Here is an 18,339-nt window from a genome sequence, read left to right as displayed (position 1 = left end):
CGACCGGCGAACGCGCGCTGCTGACGGGTGACAACACGGCCCTGCCGCTGCTGGAATTCGTGGAACAGGCCGACAACATGCGCCCCGGCGACCGTGTGGTGACATCGGGCGACGGGGGCGTGTTTCCGGGCGGGCTGCTGGTGGGCCAGGTGGCGCAGGGCAGCGACGGGCGGCTGCGCCTGCGCATGGCCGCCGATTACGAACGTCTGGAATTCCTGCGCGTCCTGCGGTCGCACCCGGCCGAGGCCGTGGTCGACAGCGCCGCCGTCATCCTGGGTCAGGACGACGGGCTGATCGGGCCGCAGCTGCCGGTCTCTCCGGTGGATGCTGCGGCGGCCAGCGATCCGCTGGACCCGGGTTCCACGCCATGATCCAGCTGCCAAGCCGCAGCTTCGTTCTGGGAACGCTGGTGTTTCTGGCCTCGGTCTGGGCGCTGCTGTTCGTGCGGCTGCTGCCCCTGTCGGCGGGGATCATGGGCTGGCCCGGGCCCGACCTTGCGCTGGCGCTGATCCTGGCCTGGGTGCTGCGCCGCCCCGACCAGCTGGCCGCCCCGGTCATCGTGCTGGCCATCCTGGTCGAGGACGTGCTGCTGATGCGTCCCCTGGGCCTGTGGACCGCCATCGTGCTGCTGGGATCCGAGGCCGCACGTCTGCGAGAGCCCCGTTGGCGCGATCAGCCATTCATGGTTGAATGGTTCCGCGTGGGCATGCTGATCGGGCTGATGATGCTGGGCTATCGTCTGGTGCAGGTCGTGTTCATGCTGCAGGTGCCGGCCTTGGGGCAGGCGATCCTGCAGTTCCTGGCGACGGTGGCGGCCTATCCGCTGGTCGTCTTCGGGGCGCGCTGGCTGATCGGGCTGCGCCGCCTTGGCCGCGGCGATCCGACATGAGGACAAGGACATGAAGAAGTCCCAACGCGAGATCATGGACAGCACCCGCCAGATCACCCGGCGCGGTCTGATGCTGGCCGGCATCCAGGTGGCCACGGTCACAACGCTGGCGCTGAAGATGCGGTCGATGCAGCTGGACCATGCCGAGGAATATCGCACACTGGCGGACGGCAACTCGATCAAGATCCGGCTGCTGCCGCCGTCGCGCGGGCTGATCCTGGACCGCAACGGGATCATCATCGCGGGGAACGAACAGAATTATCGCGTCACCCTGACGCGAGAGGAGGCGGGCGGCGACGTCCAGGCCGTGCTGCGCCGCCTGTCGCAGCTGGTCCCCATGACCGAGGCCCGCATGGCCGAGCTGATGGAGGAGTTTTCCCGCCGCAGCGCCATCACCCCGATCGTCCTGGCCGACCGCCTGTCCTGGGAACAGTTCAGCGCCATCGCCGTCAACGCCCCGTCGCTGCCCGGCGTCACGCCCGAATCGGCGCTGTCGCGCGCCTATCCGCGGGCGGGCGATTTCGCGCATGTCATGGGCTATGTCGGCCCGGTCAGCGATTACGACCTGTCGCGGATCGAGGATCCGGACCCGGTCCTGCTGCTGCCGGATTTCCAGCTGGGCAAGATCGGCGTCGAGGGCCGCATGGAGGAGATCCTGCGCGGCAAGGCCGGTGCCAGGCGCGTCGAGGTCAACAGCCAGGGCCGCGAGATGCGCCAGCTGTCACGCCAGCAGGGCGAACAGGGCGCCACGCTGCAGCTGACGCTGGACGCGGCGCTGCAGAACTATGCCGCGCAGCGGATGGGCACCGAAAGCGCCGCCGCCGTCGTCACCGACTGCCAGACCGGCGAATTGCTGTCGATCTGTTCGTCGCCCAGCTTTGACCCCAACAAGTTCGTGCGTGGCATCAGCAGCCCCGAATACCGCGCGCTGATGGATCACGACCACCGTCCCCTGGCCGACAAGACGGTGCAGGGCGTCTATCCGCCCGGATCGACCTTCAAGATGGTCACCCTGATGGCGGGCCTGGAGGCCGGGGTCATCGACGCGGGCACCCGGTTCTATTGCCCCGGCCACACCGAACTGGGCGGCCGGCGGTTCCACTGCTGGCGGCGCGGCGGGCATGGCACGGTCGACGCGATCAAGAGCCTCGAGGAAAGCTGCGACGTTTATTACTATGAGCTGGCGCAGCGGGTGGGCATCGACCGCATCGCGATCATGGCCCGCAAGCTGGGCCTGGGCCAGCGCCACGACCTGCCCATGTCCGCGGTGGCCGAGGGGATCGCCCCCGACCGCGAATGGAAGATGGCCCGCCACGGCCAGGCCTGGCAGATCGGCGACAGCCTGAACGCCTCGATCGGGCAGGGCTTCGTGCTGGCATCGCCGCTGCAGCTGGCGGTGATGACCGCGCGCATCGCCTCGGGGCGCGAGGTGCGGCCCCAGCTGATCCGGTCCATCGACGGGGTGCGACAGGCGGTGCCCGAATATGCGCCGCTGGACATCAGCGCGGCGTCGCTGCGCGTCGCGCGGCTTGGCATGGACGCGGTGATGAACAGCGCGCGCGGCACCGCCCGCGGCGCGCGCATCACACGCGAGGACTGGCGCATGGCGGGCAAGACCGGCACCAGCCAGGTCCGCAACATCACCGTTGCCGAACGCGCGCGCGGCGTCATCTCGAACGACCAGTTGCCCTGGGCGCGGCGCGACCATGCGCTGTTCGTGGCCTATGCGCCCTATGACGCGCCGAAATACGCGATCTCGCTGGTGGTCGAACATGGCGGCGGCGGATCGGCCGTGGCCGCGCCCATCGCGCGCGACATCCTGCTGTTCGCGCTGAACGGCGGGCTGCCGCCGCTGGACGCAGTGCCCTCCGATCAGCGCGCCGCGCTGGAGGAGCGCCACAACGCCATGCACCTTTACAAGCCCGAGGCCCCGCGCCCCGGCCGCAGCAGGGCGTAAGGCGATGTCCTATCTGGACTATCAGGTGGCGCAGGTCCCCACGGGGTTCCGCAAGATCCTGTACATCAACTGGCCGCTGGTCCTGCTGATCACCGCCGTCTGCTGCATCGGGTTCCTGATGCTGTATTCGGTTGCGGGTGGGCGCATGGACACTTGGGCCGAACCGCAGATGATCCGATTTGCCGTCGGCATGGTGATCATGCTGGGGCTGGCTTTCGTGCCGATGTGGTTCTGGCGGGGGATTTCCGTCGCGGCCTATGTGGTGTGCTTCCTGATGCTGGTCGCGGTCGACCTGTTCGGCGTCATCGGCATGGGTGCACAGCGCTGGATCGATATCGGCCCGATCCGCATCCAGCCGTCCGAACTGATGAAGATCGCCGTGGTCCTGCTGCTGGCGGCCTATTACGACTGGCTGCCGCTGAACCGCGTGTCGCGGCCCCTGTGGGTCATCGTGCCGGTGCTGGTGATCCTGGCGCCCACCGCGCTGGTGCTGATGCAGCCGGACCTTGGCACCTCGATCATGCTGATCGCGGGGGGCGGGATCGTGATGTTCGCGGCGGGCGTGTCGCTGTGGTATTTCGGGGCGGTGATCGGGGCCGCGGTCGGGCTGGTCGTGGCGGTCATGCGCAGCCGCGGCACCGACTGGCAGCTGCTGCGCGACTATCAGTTCCGCCGCATCGACACCTTCCTTGACCCGACATCCGATCCCCTGGGGGCGGGCTACAACATCATCCAGAGCCAGATCGCGCTTGGATCGGGCGGGTTGTCGGGACGCGGCTTCATGCAGGGCACGCAGTCGCGGCTGAACTTCCTGCCCGAAAAGCACACCGACTTCATCTTCACCGTCCTGTCCGAGGAGTTCGGCTTTATCGGCGCGTCGTCGCTGCTGGTGCTGTACATGCTGATCCTGGGGTTCTGCCTGTATTCCGCACTCAGCAACCGCGACCGCTTTGCCAGCCTGATCACCATCGGCATCAGCGCGACGTTCTTCCTGTACTTCTCGATCAACATGGCGACCGTGATGGGGCTGCTGCCGGCCAAGGGGTCGCCGCTGCCGCTGGTCAGTTACGGGGGGACGTCGCTGATGATCCTGATGCTGGGGTTCGGCCTGGTGCAGTCCGCCCATGTCCACAGGCCCCGATGAGGGTCCGGTTCTCTGCCCGCGACGATGCGTGGTCCGAATGGGCCCCGGCCCTGCGCGCGGCCTGCCCCGAGATGCAGCTGGACCGCGACGGTGACCCGGCCGCGTTCGACGCGATCATCTATGCGCCCGGCGGCGACATCACCGATTTCGCGCCCTATGCCAACGCGCGGGTGGTGCAAAGCCTTTGGGCGGGGGTCGAACGCATCGTCGGCAATGCGACGCTGACCCAGCCCCTGGCGCGGATGGTCGATCCGGGCCTGCGGCAGGGGATGGCGGAATACTGCGCCGGATGGGCGATGCGCGCTCATCTGGGCATGGACCGCTATGCCCAGGACGGCATCTGGCGCAACGGCCAGATCCCGCCGCTGGCCGCGGAACGCCCGGTGACCGTGCTGGGGATGGGAGAGCTGGGGCAGGCCGCGGCGGCGATGTTGACCGCCTTGGGCTTTCCGGTCACCGGTGTCAGCGCCTCGGGGCGGGCGGTGCCGGGGGTGTCGGTGCTGCCCATCGCGCAGCTGGACCAGGCGCTGGCGGGGGCGCAGATCCTGATCTGCCTGCTGCCCGACACGCCTGCCACGCGCGGGCTGCTGGACGCGGATCGGCTGTCACGCCTGCCGGACGGCGCTTGGCTGATCAATCCGGGCCGCGGCACGCTGATCGACGACGAGGCGCTGTTGCGCGGTGTGGACCGGGGGCGTCCGGGGCATGCGGTGCTGGACGTGTTCCGCACCGAACCGCTGCCTGAGGGTCACCCGTTCTGGGCGCATCCCGGCGTCACCGTCACCCCGCATATCGCCGCCGAGACCCGCCCCGCGACCGCAGCCCCCGTCGTTGCCCGGAACCTGCGCCGCGCGATGGCGGGGCAACCGCTGTTGCATCTGGTCGACCGCGACCGCGGTTACTGACCCGGACCGCCCTTGGCCCGGTCCGCCGCCAGCTGCGCCGCGCGGGCCGAGGCGCGGGCGATGCGGTCGGCCATCTTCTTTTCGCGCCGCCGCTGATACGCGATGAAGATCGGCACGGTCAGGTAATGCGTGATGACCCCCGCGATGGACCCCAGGATGATGCCGCCGACCATGTAGGGCCAGAACACCTGCGCCATGAAATCGCCCAGGTTGTACCAGTGCATTTCGGACGGGCCGAACAGAGCGCGCAGATTGTGCCACAGCTCTCCGGTGGCCTTGGAGAATTCGTGGAAGATGAACTGGGGCGTCAGGTCGCCCTCCTGGCCCAGGATTTCCCGCCCCAGCTTGACAGACATCAGCGCGATGAAGGGCAGGGTCACCGGGTTGCCGACAAAGGTCGCCAGCAGTGCGGCCAGCACGTTGCCGCGGATGATCCAGGCCACCGCCGCCGCCGACAGGAAGTGGAACCCGAACAGCGGCGTGAAATTCACCATGATCCCCGCCGCAACCCCGCGCGCGATGCGGTGCGGCTGGTCGGGCAGACGGCGCAGCCTGTGCGCCACATAGGCGCTGGCCCGCCGCCAGCCGCCCGGCGGATAGATCATCTGGCTGGCCAATTGGCCGTAGCTGCGCGGTTTGCGGCGTTTGAACAAGGCGAACCCGATCCGTGACGGGCAGGGGTCGCCTGCCTCAGGGTTTCAGTGCCGGGTCCCGCACGCGCGAGACCTGCGCGACATCGCTTTCCGCCTCGAGGGCGGTCAGCAGGTTGTGCAGATGTTCATGGTCGCGCAGCTCGACCTCGACCTCGATGCGGTAGAAGTCGGGCTTGCGGGCGATGAACTCCAGGTTCGAGATATTCGCCCCCTGCGCCCCGATCAAGGTGCAGATGCGTCCCAGCACCCCGGCATCGTGCCGGATCGTCAAATTGAGCACGGTCGAATAGGCGGCGGGGTGGCGCCCCTCGCGCCATTGCAGGTCGACCCACCGGTCGGGGCTGTCCTCGAACTCGGCCAGCACCGGGCAGTCGATGGCATGGATGACCACGCCCGCGCCGCGATAGGTGATGCCCACGATACGTTCGCCCGGCAGCGGCGCACAGCAGGGCGCGCGCTTGAAGTTCGCGTCCGCCTCCAGCCCGGCAAAGGGACGCTTGCCGTCGATCTCGTCGTGGTGGTCGGCCAATTCCGGATAAAGGACGCCCAGAACCTCCTTGGCGGAATTCTCGGCGCTGCCGATGCGGGCCAGCAGATCCTCGGCCGAGGGCAGGCCCATTTGCTTGGCTGCCGTCCGCAGCGCCTTGTCAGTGACCTTGCGGCCGACATGCTCAAAGCTGACGCGGACCAGTTCGCGCCCCAGACGCATGAAGCGGTCGCGATCCTCCTCGCGCAGGGACCGCCGGATCGCGGCCTTGGCGCGGCCGGTGACCACGATGTCCAACCAGGTCGCCTGCGGCCGCTGGCCCGAGGCAGAGATGATGTCCACCGACTGGCCGTTCTTCAGCCGCGTCCACAGGGGCACGCGGATGCCGTCGATCTTGGCGCCCACGCAGGAATTGCCAAGCCGTGTGTGGATCGCATAGGCGAAATCGATCGGCGTCGCGCCGCGCGGCAGCTGCATCACGTCGCCCTTGGGGGTGAAGCAGAACACCTGGTCCTGATACATCTCCATCTTGACGTGTTCCAGGAACTCGTTGTGGTCCTCGGTGTCGAACCGGTCGGTCAGCTGGGCGATCCACTCGGCGGGATCGACCGCGAACGGGTTGCGGGTCCGCACGCCGTCGCGATAGGCCCAGTGGGCGGCGACACCGGCCTCGGCGACTTCGTGCATCTGGCGGGTGCGGATCTGAACCTCGACCCGCTTGCCGTCGCGGCCCGACACGGTGGTGTGGATCGAGCGGTAGCCGTTCGATTTCGGCTGGCTGATGTAATCCTTGAACCGGCCCGGCACGGCGCGCCAGCGGTGGTGGATCACGCCAAGCGCGCGATAGCAGTCCATTTCCGTGCGCGTGATGATCCGAAAGCCATAGATGTCGGACAGCCGCGAAAAGGCCAGCTGCTTTTCCTGCATCTTGCGCCAGACGCTGAAGGGCTTTTTCGCGCGGCCGAACACGTCGGCCTCGATGCCTTCCTTTTCCATCTCGGTGCGGATGTCGGCGGTGATCTGGCCGATGATGTCGCCGCTGTCGCGCTGCAGGCTGACAAAGCGGCGGATGATCGAGCTGCGGGCCTCGGGGTTGATGACCTTGAAGGCCAGGTCCTCCAGCTCCTCGCGCATCCACTGCATGCCCATCCGGCCCGCAAGGGGCGCATAGATGTCCATCGTCTCGCGCGCTTTCTTGACCTGCTTGTCGGGGCGCATGGACCGGATGGTGCGCATGTTGTGCAGCCGGTCGGCCAGCTTGACCAGGATCACGCGCATGTCGCGGGACATGGCCATGAACAGCTTGCGGAAATTCTCGGCCTGCTTGGACTGGGTGCTGGACAGTTCCAGGTTGGTCAGCTTGGTGACCCCGTCGACCAGCTCGGCGATCTCGGCGCCGAACATGCCGACGACCTCGTCCTTGGTCGACCGCGTGTCCTCGATCGTGTCGTGCAGCAGGGCCGTCACGATGGTCGCGTCGTCCAGCCGCATTTCGGTCAGAATGGCGGCGACGGCGATGGGATGGGTGAAATAGGGTTCCCCGGAATGGCGGAACTGCCCCTCGTGCATGCGCATGCCGTATTCATAGGCATCGCGGATCAGGGCGCAGTTGCTGCGGGGATTATAGTTGCGGACAAGGGCCAGCAGGTCTTCGACGTCGATCATGATGGTGTCGAAGACCTCTGTGATGGCAGTGTCAGGCGCGCTGGTTCGCTTCCAGCATCATGCGCAGCATCCGTTCCTCGGATTCCTCGTCGGACGGCTTGGGACGATCGACCTCGGCGCCCAGCAGCAGGGCCATGGCGTCCTCTTCGGGCTCGTCGACCTCGATCTGGGTCTGGGTCGATTCGATCATCCGCTCTCGCAGATCGTCGACGGGCTGGGTTTCCTCGGCGATTTCGCGCAGGGCGACCACCGGGTTCTTGTCGTTGTCGCGATCGACGGTGGGGGCGCTGCCAGCCGCGATTTCTCGGGCGCGATGCGAGGCGAGCATCACCAGATCAAAGCGGTTGGGAACCTTGTCGACGCAGTCTTCGACCGTTACGCGGGCCATGGATCACCTGTGCAGTTGCGAATCGGACATTCGGGGCGAACCGGACTGATGGTCGGCTCAGCCCCGATTGTCAAGGAAAACCTGGGGATTCGGCCGGCGTCATTCCGTCCAATGCGCCGGGTCCAAGCGCCGTCAGCATTGCCGCCACGGTGGTCCCGGTCAGGGGATGGCGCCAGTCGGGCGCGATCTCGGCCAGGGGGGCCAGGACAAAGGCGCGATCCTGCATCCGCGGATGGGGCAGGATCAGCCGGTCGGGCGTCTGCACCCCTTGGCGATCGGTGGGCAGGTCCATCCACGCCCGCAGGTGGTCCGCATCGGGTTCGATCCGGTCGTCCAGCGCGATCAGGTCCAGGTCCAGCACGCGCGCCGACCACCGGCCCGTGCTGCGGTCGCGGCCATGGTCTGCCTCGATCTTGTGCAGCGCCTCAAGGACCTGCGGCGCGGTCAGCGACGTGGCGATCAGCGCCACCGCATTGGCAAAGTCGGGCCCCGATCCCGCAGGCATGGCGGGAGTCCGCCAGATGCGACTAATCGCGGTGATTGAAATGCCCGGTGCGCTGTGCAGAATGCCCATCGTCGTGCACAGGGTCGTTACGGGGTCCTGATCCGACAGGGGAAGGTTGGCCCCAAAAGCAACGATACCAAAAGACAGGTTAACCACGCTTTCCTCTTTCCTTACAGGTCCATGGCATGGGCCCGCGCATTACAGGTCCCTCACCCTGGCCCGCGCTTGTGCCGTGAAGACCGGGTTCATCAAAGGCAACATCCATGTTTTACAAAGACGACAGGTTGGCAATCTTCATAGACGGCGCCAATCTCTATGCCGCCGCGAAGGCGCTTGGCTTTGACATCGACTACAAGCTGCTGCGCCAGGAATTCGACCGCCGCGGCAAATTGATGCGTGCCTATTACTACACCGCCCTGATCGAGGGCGAGGAATATTCCCCGATCCGCCCGCTGGTGGACTGGCTGCACTACAACGGGTTCTGCGTCGTGACCAAGCCGGCGCGCGAGTACACCGACGCCCTGGGCCGCCGCAAGGTCAAGGGCAACATGGACATCGAGCTGACCGTCGATGCAATGGAACTGGCGCCCCGGATGGATCACGCGGTCCTGTTCTCCGGCGACGGCGATTTCCGCCCGCTGGTCGAATCGCTGCAGCGTCAGGGGGTCCGGGTGTCGGTCGTGTCCACGATCCGCAGCCAGCCGCCGATGATTGCCGACGACCTGCGCCGCCAGGCCGACAACTTCATCGAACTGGACGCGCTGCGCGACATCATCGGGCGCCCGCCGCGCGAACCGGCCCAAGTCGAGACGTGAACCCCCCGCGCACCGGGGCGTGACCGCGCCGGTGCCGCATGACGCGATGATGGTGCGGACGGCGGGACTTGAACCCGCACTTCCGTTCGGAAAACAGATTTTCGTACCACTTCGACTTTCGCCGCCGGGGGTGCGATGCCCCGTTCGTGGTCTGGACTATCCCTTCGCCATGGCCCGCAAGGACGTTAGGCGCCACCCGTCTAGTCTCTACACCTTCCCCGTCTCCGGGGCTTGGCTCGGGATTGGCACGGGGCCGGGGCCCCACAGCTTTCCCCGAATTTGAGCGGTTCTGCACCGGCGGTTTCCGGCCGGGCACTCCAATCGTCAAAGTCTGCTGCGTCTACCGATTTCGCCACGTCCGCATCATCATCAGTTCTGCATATCGCAGGCCGCGCGGCGCAGGGCAAGCCGATGAACAAAACATAGCCGACCGAATCAGGAACCCTTTGCATCGGCCACGGTTGGACAGGCAACGCGCCAGCACAGGAGGACGTCATGTCCAGCATCAGCGAGACACGCGGCAACGGCGGAGAAATCCACCAGACCGGCGACGAGGCCCTGACCACCAATCACGGGGTCCCGATTTCCGACAACCAGAACAGCCTGAAGGCGGGGGCCCGCGGTCCCACCCTGCTGGAGGACTATGTCCTTCGCGAAAAGATATTCCATTTCGACCATGAACGGATCCCGGAGCGGATCGTCCACGCACGCGGTTCGGGCGCCCACGGCTATTTCGAATGCACCGCCCCGATCCCGGAATTGACCCGCGCGGGCGTGCTGGCCAATCCGGGCAAGACGCCGGTCTTCGTGCGCTTTTCCACCGTGGCCGGCGGCGCCGGCAGCGTGGATACGCCGCGCGACGTTCGTGGTTTCGCCGTCAAGTTCTATACCCAGGAAGGCAACTGGGACCTGGTCGGCAACAACATCCCGGTGTTCTTCATCCAGGATGCGATCAAGTTTCCCGACCTGATCCATTCGGTCAAGATGGAGTCGGACCGCGGCTATCCGCAGGCCGCCAGCGCGCACGACACCTTCTGGGATTTCGTGTCGCTGATGCCCGAATCGATGCACATGATCATGTGGGCGATGTCCGACCGCGGCATTCCGCGCAGCCTGCGCATGATCGAGGGGTTCGGCGTCCATACCTTCCGTCTGGTCAATGCCGAGGGCAAGTCGACCTTCGTCAAGTTCCATTGGAAGCCCAAGCTGGGGCTGCAGAGCCAAGTCTGGAACGAGGCGGTCAAGACGGCCGGCGCGAACCAGGACTATCACCGTCAGGACCTGTGGGAGGCCATCGATTCGGGCGATTTCCCGGAATGGGAACTGGGCATTCAGACCTTTGACGCCGAATGGGCCGCCAAGCAGCCCTATGACGTACTGGACGCCACCAAGCTGATCCCCGAGGAGGACATTCCCGTCCGCATCGTCGGTCGAATGGTGCTGGACCGGAACCCGGACAACTTCTTTGCCGAGACCGAGCAGGTGGCGTTCCTGCCCACCAATATCGTCCCGGGCATCGATTTTTCCGACGACCCCCTGCTGCAGGGGCGGCTGTTCAGCTATCTGGACACGCAGAAATCGCGGCTTGGCACGACCAACTTCCACCAGATCCCGGTCAACGCGCCGAAATGCCCGATGCACAACTTTCAGCGCGACGGGATGATGCAGATGGCGGTGCCCAAGGGCCGCGCCAATTATGAGCCCAACAGCCTGGATCAGGCCGGAGAGGAGCCCGGACCGCGCGCAAGCGATCAGGGGTTCGCGACCTATAAGGACATGACCGATCTGGGCAACCAGCCGGACGAAAAGCTGCGCGTGCGGGCCGAACTGTTCGGCGACCACTACAGCCAGGCGCGGATGTTCTATCGCAGCCAGACCGAGGTCGAGCAGGGTCACATCGCCGATGCGATCACGTTCGAGCTGTCCAAGGTCGGTCTGGGTCACGTGATCCAGCGCGTGCTGGGCCATCTGCGCGTCATCGACGAGGATCTGGCCGAGACCGTGGCCGAAGGTCTGGCCGAGGATCTGCCCGACGCTGCGACCCCCATGCGCGAGCCGATCGACATGGCCCTGTCCGACGCGCTGTCGATCATGAAGCAGGCCAAGCACAGCCTGAATGGCCGCAAGGTCGGCATTCTGATCGGCGATGGCGGCGATCAGGCCAAGGTCGATGCCCTGCGCGACGCGGTCGAGGCCGAGGGTGGCACGGTGACGCTGATCGCCAAGGAACGCGGCAAGGCCGAAGCGCAGCTGGCGGGTTCGCCGTCGGTCCTGTTCGACGCGGTGGCACTGGTCATCAGCGCCGACGACGCGGCCAAGCTGGCCAAGTTCAAGCCCGCGGTCGATTTCGTGTCGGATGCCTTTGCGCACCTCAAGGCGATCGGTGCCGACGATGTCAGCGCCAAGCTGCTGGCGGCGGCAGGGGTGCAGCCCGACAAGGGCGTGACCAAGCTGGACCCGGCGGCCTTTGTCGAGGCGGCGGCGCAGCGGTTCTATGACCGCGAAGCTAAGGTCTGGTAAGGTCCCAGGCCGTCAGTATCGCAAGGAAAGGGGGCGGGCCGGTGGTCCGCCCCTATCCATAGCTGCGGGTCGGACGGTCAAAGACCTTGCGACCCATCAGGCTGCCGACCAGGTCGACCATCAGCTTCGCGGTGCGGCCGCGTTCGTCCAGAAACGGGTTCAGCTCGACTAGGTCCAACGACGTGACCAGCCCCGATTCGTGCAGCAGTTCCATGACCAGATGCGCCTCGCGGAAGGTCGCGCCGCCGGGGACGGTGGTGCCGACCGCCGGCGCGATGGAGGGGTCGAGGAAATCCACGTCCAGGCTGACATGCAGCATGCCGTTGGCGGCCCGCACCCGGTCCAGGAAGGCGCGCAGGGGCGCCACGATGCCTTGTTCGTCCAGAACCCGCATGTCGTTCACGGTGATGTCGGTCGGCTGCATCAGCGCCAGTTCAGCGGGGTCGACACTGCGGATGCCGAACATGCAGATGTTCTCGCCCGGGATGGGCGCGGGGAAGGGCGGAAAGGGGTCGAACCCCTCCAGCCCGTTGGCATAGGCCATCGGCGTGCCGTGCAGGTTCCCCGACGTGGTGGTGGCAACGGTGTGGAAATCGCTGTGCGCGTCCAGCCAGATCACGAACTGGGCGCGGCCCTGTTCGGCGGCATGGGCCGCAACGCCCGCGACGGTGCCCAGGGCCAGCGAATGGTCGCCCCCCATGATGATCGGCATGCCATGCGGCAGGGCGTCCTGGGTCGCCTTTCGCAGGGCGCCGGTCCAGGCGATCGTCTCGGGCAGGTGGTGGACTGCGGGATTGGCGCAGGTGTGGTCGCCCAGGGGGTCCGGGGTGACGTCGCCCCGGTCCTCGACGCTGTGGCCCAGGGTGGACAGGGTGGCGGCAAGGCCCGCGGTGCGATAGGCGGCGGGGCCCATCAGGCAGCCGGGGCGGCGCTGGCCCTCGTCCACGGGGGCTCCGATCAGGATGCAATGGGTCATGGGCTCTCCGGCTGGATTATGCCCCGTTTGAACACGCCCGGCCGGGGAAAGTCCACCGGCCGGGCGCATCCCCCTAGAAGTTCGAGGTCAGGCCCAGCCACAGTCGGCGGCCCTCGCCTTCGGTGTTGTTGGCGGCCATGGTCACGTCGCGGTCCAGCAGGTTGTAGATCGCGCCGTTCAGGCTGACCCGGTCGGTCAGCTGGTAATCCGCCCCCAGGTCCACCGTCAGGTACGACCCGTATTCATAGGCGATGGCTGTCTCGTCCGGGTCAAAGGCCACCGGACGCCCGTTGGTGCCGATGCGCGCCCCGGCGGCTGTTTCCCGACCGTGATAGATCACCGACCCCCAGGCCCCCAGCCCCGCGACGGGGGTCACCCAATCGGCGGTCACGCTGGCCTGATGGCGGGGCGTGCGGTCCAGCGGCAGGCCCGCGAAATCGCCCGACCGCTGTTCGCTGTCGGTAAAGCTGTAGCTGGCGCGCAGGGTCAGATCAGGGGTGGCGTCCCAGTCCGCGGTCAGCTCGACCCCCTGCAGGCGGGCGCTGCCGATATTGTACCATTCCCACCGGTTGAAGCTGGTGCCGCCGATCACGACCTGATCGTCGGTGCGCGCGCTTTCGATCTTGTCGTCGAAATCGGTGCGGAACAGCGTCGCGCCCACCTGCCACGTCGGGGTGTCGTACAGCGCTGCCAGTTCATAGCTGGTGCTTTCCTCGGGCTGCAGGTTGGGGTTCGACACGATGGCGCCCGCGCCGCGTTCGGTGGTGTAGAAATAGCCCGGCACGACGGACCGCAGGTCGGGTGCGCGGAACCCGGTCGACACGCCGCCCTTGACCGTCAGCCCCTGCGTCGCGTTCCACACCGCATAGGCGCGGGGCGTGATGTTGCTGCCGTATTCGGCGTGATCGTTCAGCCGCGCCCCAAGCGTCAGGGCGACATCGTCGCGGATGCGCCATTCGTCCTCCAGGAACACCGCCCGCTGCGAGGTCTTGAAGGAATAGGTCCGCCCGTCGCCCAGGCCGGGGTTCTGGTCGCGCAGTCCGGTGCGGTTCAGCTGGCCGCCAAAGACCAGCGTATGGCTGCCCTGCCATTCCAGCGGTGCGGTGAATTTCGCGTCATAGACGGTGTTCGTGACCTCTGGCGCGCGGTCGCCCGTGACCAGCGCCCCGTTGCCCGATGCCGTGGTACGCTGACCCACTTCGCGCAAGACCGACAGGTCGGCCGCGACATTGTCCCATTGCCCGGCATAGGACAGGGCGGCGCGGTCGCGGGTGTTGTCCTGCAGGCTGTCGTTCTGCGGCGTGCCGCGGAAATCGACGGGCGCGATGGTGCGGCCGACGCGGCCCAGATCCTGGATGGTGGTGCGCCCGCCCTCCAGGTGGAGGGTGTGGTCGGGGTCGGGCGTCCAGCTGAGCCGCGCCGACAGGTCGGTCAGGTCGCGGTCGCGCAGCCCGTCCACGATCCGCGATTCGGACCGATCGAAACGGCGGCCCCAGACCTGCAGGCCCAGCTGGTCGGCGATCACCGGCCCGCTGCCAAAAAAGGACAGCTGGCGCGAACTGGAATCGTCGCCGTCCTGGGGCAGGGTGGTCTCGGCCGTGACGGATCCGGTCCAGCGATCGGCAACCGGCTTGGTGATGACATTGACGACGCCGCCCATCGCGTCGGACCCGTACAGCGACGACATCGGGCCGCGCACCACCTCGATCCGGTCGATGGCGGCGACGGGGGGGATCCAGTTCTGCTCGATCCCGGCGCTGCCATTGGTGCGCGATTCGCGGGTGCCCTGGCGTTTGCCGTCGACCAGGATCAGCGTGTACTGGCCCGACAGGCCGCGGATGGTGATGTCCTGTTCGTTGGCGGTACCGGTGGTCGCGACGCCCTGCACCCCGCGCAGCGCGTCCGACAGGGTGGTGATGTTGCGCCGCGCCAGCTCCTCTCCGGAAATAACCGAGATGCTGGCGGGGGCGTCGGCGATGTTCTGTTCGAACCCGGACGCGGTGATCACGATCTCGTCCAGCAGGATGGGGGCACTGTCCTGCGCCAGTGCGGGCGCGGTCAGGGCGGTCAGCGCCAGCAGGGTCGCGCGAAGGGAGGGGGTCTTGGGCATCATGGGCCTCGGAGTCGGAGGGGACATGCTGCCTGGGGTCGTGGCCAGAGGGAAAAGCCGATTACCTGGGTAATTCAGTCGCCTTTACGGCGGGTTGGCTCGGGGGCAAGGCCTGCGCCCGCCCCCCGCGTCACTGTGGCACGAATGCAACAGTCAGGCGCGGACGCCCTGGAAACGGGCGGCCCAGGTCTCGCGGTCCTCGTCGCTGATCTTGGCGAACATCACCTCGGGGACGGTGAAGGCGTGGCCGGGCGCCAGCGCCTGCAGGGCCTGTGCCACGTCCACGGGCCAATCGGCGTCCTGCGCGTCCATCGCCTGCAGCATCGCGGCGGATGCGAAGGGGATGAAGGGCTGCGACAGGATCGCGTAAAGGCGGATCAGGTTCAGGCCCATGCGCACCTGCATCGCCGCCTGGTCGGGGTCGGTCTTGAACACCGTCCAAGGCGCGGCCGATTGCAGGTATTCGTTGCCCGACACCCAGATGGCGCGCAACTCGGACGCGGCCTTGCGGACCTCCATCGCCTCCATGTTGGCTTCATAGGCGCGGATGCGGGTGGTCAGCGTGTCGATCAGGGCCAGTTCGGCGGGGCCCAGGCCGGGCCTTCGGGGACGGCCTCTCCGAACTTGGCGCGGCAGAACTTGGTGATGCGGCTGACAAAGTTGCCCAGCACGTCGGCCAGATCCTTGTTCACGGATTGCTGGAAATTCTCCCAGGTGAACTCGCTGTCGCCGGATTCCGGGGCGTGGGACAGAAGCCACCAGCGCCAGTAATCGGCGGGCAGGATCTCCAGCGCGTGGTCCATGAACACGCCGCGCCCCTGCGAAGTGCTGAACTGTCCGCCCTGATAGGTCAGGTAATTGAAGGACTTGATGTAATCGACCATCTTCCACGGCTCTCCCGAACCGATCAGCGTGGCCGGGAAGGACAGGGTGTGGAAGGGCACGTTGTCCTTGCCCATGAACTGGGTATAGGTCACGTCCTCCGCGCCCTGATCCAGGCGCCACCAGCGACGCCAGGCGGCGTCATCGGCGCCGGTCGCGTCGGCCCATTCGGCGGTCGCGCCGATATATTCGATGGGCGCGTCGAACCAGACGTAGAAGACCTTGCCCTCCATCCCCGGCCAGTCGGCGTCGCCGCGTTTCACCGGCACGCCCCAGTCCAGGTCGCGGGTGATGCCGCGGTCCTGCAGACCGTCGCCGTCGTTCAGCCATTTGCGCGCGATCGAGGTCGTCAGGATCGGCCAGTCGGCCTTTCCGTCGATCCAGGCGGCGATGTCGCCTTTCAGCGCGGACTGGCGCAGATAGAGGTGTTTCGTCTCGCGCACCTCCAGGTCGGTGGACCCGCTGATGGCGCTGCGGGGGTTGATCAGGTCGGTCGGGTCCAGCTGTTTCGTGCAGTTCTCGCACTGGTCGCCGCGGGCCTTGTCATAGCCGCAATTGGGGCAGGTGCCCTCGATGTAGCGGTCCGGCAGAAAGCGGTTGTCGGCATGCGAATAAACCTGCTTTTCCACGACTTCGCGGATATAGCCCTGATCGGCCAGACGGCCCGCGAAATGCTGGGTCAGGGCGCGGTTCCGGTCGCTGGAGGACCGGCCGTAATGGTCGAAGGACAGCCCGAACCCGTCGGCCAGCGTGGTCTGGACGCCGTGCATCCGGGCGCAGTAATCGGCCACGGCCTCTCCGGTCTTGGCGGCGGCCAGTTCGGCCGGGGTGCCGTGTTCGTCGGTGGCGCAGATGAACATGACCTCGTGGCCCCGCGCCCGCAGATAGCGGGCATAGAGGTCGGCGGGCAGCTGTGAACCGACGAGGTTCCCCAGATGCTTGATGCCGTTGATATAGGGCAGGGCAGAGGTGATCAGGTGGCGGGCCATGGCATGCGTCCTTTCGGGGTCGCGCATCTCTAGCCCTGTTGCGCCGTGATGAAAAGCGGGGCGCGCGTTGCATGGCCGGTGCGCGCAACGGGGCGGGGGCGGCGATGGTCCGATCGCCAGCGATGGCTGGCGATCGGGGGCGCACAGGGCGGGCACCACGCAGGCACAGCCCGTGCACAGGCTGTACACAGGTTGCGGGCGTGCGCGGGGTTCAGTGGGCCAGCATCTCGTCCACGATCTGGGCGGGGGTCATGGCGGCGGGATAGTAGGTGGGCCAGGTCGTGACCTCGTCCAGCAGGGCGGCACGGTCGTCGCCCCAATAGAGGTGGAAGTGACCCGCCTTGGCCGGCGCGATGCCATGGTCGCTGAACTGGATGAAGGCGGGGGCGCCCGCGTCGCCTTCGGTCTTGGCAAAGACAAAGCGGACGCCGCGGTTGCCGCGGGCATAGGTCAGCACCTCGTGCCCGTCATCGGCATAGGTGCCGGACAGCTGCGTGTCGCCCGCGTAGAAGGTCACGACATCGCCCTCGATGGTGATGCGGTCGGTGTCGGTGGCATAACCGGTGTCATAGTAGGCCGTGTATTCCTCGGCGGTCTGGTCGCCCTTTTCGGCCTTGCGGGCCATCACCGGGGCCAGGGTGCCGTCCTGCAGCAGCGGATAGACCGACTGCCAGTCGCCCGCGTAATCGGACAGGGGGCGGTCCGCGACCTGATCGTCGTCGAAGTAACCGTCATAGATCGCCTGGGCCTCGGGGGTCCGGGCATGGGCGTGATCATGGTCATGCGCGTGGTCGTGATCATGGGCATGATCATGCGCGGGGGGCGTGGCGCTGTTCTGGGCGAGGGCGGGGCCGGTCAGCGCAAGCGTCGCGGCGATCAGCAGGCTGGCGGGGAGGGGCGAACGGAGGATCATGGGACCGGTCCTTCTGTGGGTCTTCCGAATCATGCAATGATATATCATTACATCAGAAGGACGCAGTAAGGGGCGCGGGCGGGGTTGGCAAGGCCGGGCGGGCCATCGCGGCCCGCCCGAAAAGGATCAGCGGCGACGGTCGCGGCGCGACGACATCGGCTGGAAGGCGACGCCGACATGGGCCTCGCAATAGGGTTTGCCCGCGACCGAAGGCAGGCCGCAGAACCAGAACTTGTCGGTGGCCGGGTCGCCGATGGGCCATTTGCAGGTCCGCTCGGTCAGCTCCATCAGGGTCAGCTTCTTGGCGCGCTTTTCGACCTCGCGGACCGAGGCCAGGGCTTCGGGGCTGATCTCGTTGGCGGAGGGCTGGGGTGGCAGGGGCTGGCCCGCGGGCACGATCGGGCGGCGCGGGACCGGCACGAAGGCCGGCTGCGTGCTGGGTTCGGGTTCCGGTGCCGGCTGGGCCGCGACCGGTTCCGGCGTGGGTTCGGGCGCACGGGGGCGACCGCCGGCTGCGGGACCGCGCGGGGTGCCGCGGGCT

Annotated in this window: 15 protein-coding genes, 1 tRNA gene and 1 pseudogene; 7 read left to right on the top strand and 10 right to left on the bottom strand. The window is 67.0% G+C overall.

Features of this window, described 5'->3' with window-relative positions; translation table 11 throughout:
- From TY51_RS02645 to TY51_RS02625, 5 genes are all read left to right on the top strand, one after another.
- A partial coding sequence (locus tag TY51_RS02645) for a rod shape-determining protein MreC (RefSeq protein WP_042245507.1) occupies positions 1-371 on the top strand: 371 nt, incomplete at its 5' end.
- Entirely contained in the window at positions 368-889 is a 522-nt protein-coding gene (locus tag TY51_RS02640) for a hypothetical protein (RefSeq protein ID WP_052649687.1), read from the top strand. The genes TY51_RS02645 and TY51_RS02640, both read left to right, overlap by 4 nt.
- Positions 890-899: 10 nt before the next feature.
- Positions 900-2,846, top strand: a complete 1,947-nt coding sequence (gene mrdA, locus TY51_RS02635; protein ID WP_042245504.1) for a penicillin-binding protein 2 — start codon at positions 900-902, stop codon at positions 2,844-2,846.
- Positions 2,847-2,850: 4 nt separating this feature from the next.
- Entirely contained in the window at positions 2,851-3,990 is a 1,140-nt protein-coding gene (rodA, locus tag TY51_RS02630; RefSeq protein WP_042245501.1) for a rod shape-determining protein RodA, read from the top strand.
- Positions 3,987-4,895, top strand: coding sequence for a glyoxylate/hydroxypyruvate reductase A (locus tag TY51_RS02625; protein ID WP_042245498.1), 909 nt, complete (start codon positions 3,987-3,989; stop codon positions 4,893-4,895). The genes rodA and TY51_RS02625 overlap by 4 nt, the downstream gene beginning before the upstream one ends.
- On the opposite strand, the gene TY51_RS02620 is transcribed toward TY51_RS02625, so the two are convergent.
- The 4 genes from TY51_RS02620 to folK form a co-directional block, all read right to left on the bottom strand.
- Positions 4,889-5,548: a DUF2062 domain-containing protein gene (locus TY51_RS02620; RefSeq protein WP_156117841.1), complete on the bottom strand. Its 660-nt coding sequence runs from the start codon at positions 5,546-5,548 to the stop codon at positions 4,889-4,891. The two genes, TY51_RS02625 and TY51_RS02620, sit on opposite strands and share 7 nt — an antisense overlap.
- 37 nt (positions 5,549-5,585) lie before the next feature.
- Positions 5,586-7,700 (bottom strand): bifunctional (p)ppGpp synthetase/guanosine-3',5'-bis(diphosphate) 3'-pyrophosphohydrolase, encoded by a 2,115-nt coding sequence (locus TY51_RS02615; RefSeq protein WP_042245495.1) that lies wholly within the window; start codon positions 7,698-7,700, stop codon positions 5,586-5,588.
- Between the two features lie 31 nt (positions 7,701-7,731).
- Positions 7,732-8,088: a DNA-directed RNA polymerase subunit omega gene (gene rpoZ / locus TY51_RS02610; RefSeq protein WP_042245492.1), complete on the bottom strand. Its 357-nt coding sequence runs from the start codon at positions 8,086-8,088 to the stop codon at positions 7,732-7,734.
- A 70-nt stretch (positions 8,089-8,158) separates the two neighbouring features.
- A complete protein-coding gene (gene folK / locus TY51_RS02605; protein ID WP_156117840.1) occupies positions 8,159-8,749 on the bottom strand; it encodes a 2-amino-4-hydroxy-6-hydroxymethyldihydropteridine diphosphokinase in 591 nt (196 codons plus the stop codon).
- A 107-nt stretch (positions 8,750-8,856) separates the two neighbouring features.
- Here folK and TY51_RS02600 point away from each other — a divergent pair, with 107 nt between their 5' ends.
- Entirely contained in the window at positions 8,857-9,408 is a 552-nt protein-coding gene (locus tag TY51_RS02600) for an NYN domain-containing protein (RefSeq protein WP_042245486.1), read from the top strand.
- A 50-nt stretch (positions 9,409-9,458) separates the two neighbouring features.
- On the opposite strand, the gene TY51_RS21595 is transcribed toward TY51_RS02600, so the two are convergent.
- Positions 9,459-9,530, bottom strand: a tRNA-Leu gene (locus tag TY51_RS21595).
- A gap of 373 nt (positions 9,531-9,903) precedes the next feature.
- Here TY51_RS21595 and TY51_RS02595 point away from each other — a divergent pair.
- Entirely contained in the window at positions 9,904-11,928 is a 2,025-nt protein-coding gene (locus TY51_RS02595; protein WP_042245483.1) for a catalase, read from the top strand.
- Positions 11,929-11,980: 52 nt separating this feature from the next.
- On the opposite strand, the gene rocF is transcribed toward TY51_RS02595, so the two are convergent.
- The 5 genes and pseudogenes from rocF to TY51_RS02570 form a co-directional block, all read right to left on the bottom strand.
- Positions 11,981-12,904 (bottom strand): arginase, encoded by a 924-nt coding sequence (gene rocF / locus TY51_RS02590; RefSeq protein WP_042245480.1) that lies wholly within the window; start codon positions 12,902-12,904, stop codon positions 11,981-11,983.
- A gap of 73 nt (positions 12,905-12,977) precedes the next feature.
- Positions 12,978-15,014, bottom strand: coding sequence for a TonB-dependent receptor domain-containing protein (locus TY51_RS02585; RefSeq protein ID WP_231558873.1), 2,037 nt, complete (start codon positions 15,012-15,014; stop codon positions 12,978-12,980).
- A 153-nt stretch (positions 15,015-15,167) separates the two neighbouring features.
- Positions 15,168-16,885 (bottom strand): annotated as a pseudogene (metG, locus tag TY51_RS02580) (methionine--tRNA ligase).
- 211 nt (positions 16,886-17,096) lie between these two features.
- Entirely contained in the window at positions 17,097-17,798 is a 702-nt protein-coding gene (locus TY51_RS02575; protein WP_042245475.1) for a metal-binding protein ZinT, read from the bottom strand.
- 126 nt (positions 17,799-17,924) lie between these two features.
- Positions 17,925-18,339: GcrA family cell cycle regulator (locus TY51_RS02570; protein WP_042245472.1), on the bottom strand; the 415-nt coding region annotated here is incomplete at its 5' end.

Origin of the sequence: Paracoccus sp. PAMC 22219 (genome assembly GCF_000787695.1) — a bacterium.
GTDB lineage: Bacteria > Pseudomonadota > Alphaproteobacteria > Rhodobacterales > Rhodobacteraceae > Paracoccus.
The sequence above is the reverse complement of the archived record's forward strand: the minus strand, read 5'-3'. Positions and strand labels throughout refer to the sequence as shown.

Excerpts from the sequence above, each read along its gene's own strand:
- TY51_RS02595 (WP_042245483.1), top strand. The coding sequence starts at position 9,904 with ATGTCCAGCATCAGCGAGACACGCGGCAACGGCGGAGAAATCCACCAG.
- mrdA (WP_042245504.1), top strand. The coding sequence starts at position 900 with ATGAAGAAGTCCCAACGCGAGATCATGGACAGCACCCGCCAGATCACC.
- TY51_RS02575 (WP_042245475.1), bottom strand. The coding sequence starts at position 17,798 with ATGATCCTCCGTTCGCCCCTCCCCGCCAGCCTGCTGATCGCCGCGACG.
- TY51_RS02585 (WP_231558873.1), bottom strand. The coding sequence starts at position 15,014 with ATGCCCAAGACCCCCTCCCTTCGCGCGACCCTGCTGGCGCTGACCGCC.
- rpoZ (WP_042245492.1), bottom strand. The coding sequence starts at position 8,088 with ATGGCCCGCGTAACGGTCGAAGACTGCGTCGACAAGGTTCCCAACCGC.
- TY51_RS02600 (WP_042245486.1), top strand. The coding sequence starts at position 8,857 with ATGTTTTACAAAGACGACAGGTTGGCAATCTTCATAGACGGCGCCAAT.
- TY51_RS02615 (WP_042245495.1), bottom strand. The coding sequence starts at position 7,700 with ATGATCGACGTCGAAGACCTGCTGGCCCTTGTCCGCAACTATAATCCC.
- rocF (WP_042245480.1), bottom strand. The coding sequence starts at position 12,904 with ATGACCCATTGCATCCTGATCGGAGCCCCCGTGGACGAGGGCCAGCGC.
- TY51_RS02625 (WP_042245498.1), top strand. The coding sequence starts at position 3,987 with ATGAGGGTCCGGTTCTCTGCCCGCGACGATGCGTGGTCCGAATGGGCC.
- rodA (WP_042245501.1), top strand. The coding sequence starts at position 2,851 with ATGTCCTATCTGGACTATCAGGTGGCGCAGGTCCCCACGGGGTTCCGC.
- TY51_RS02640 (WP_052649687.1), top strand. The coding sequence starts at position 368 with ATGATCCAGCTGCCAAGCCGCAGCTTCGTTCTGGGAACGCTGGTGTTT.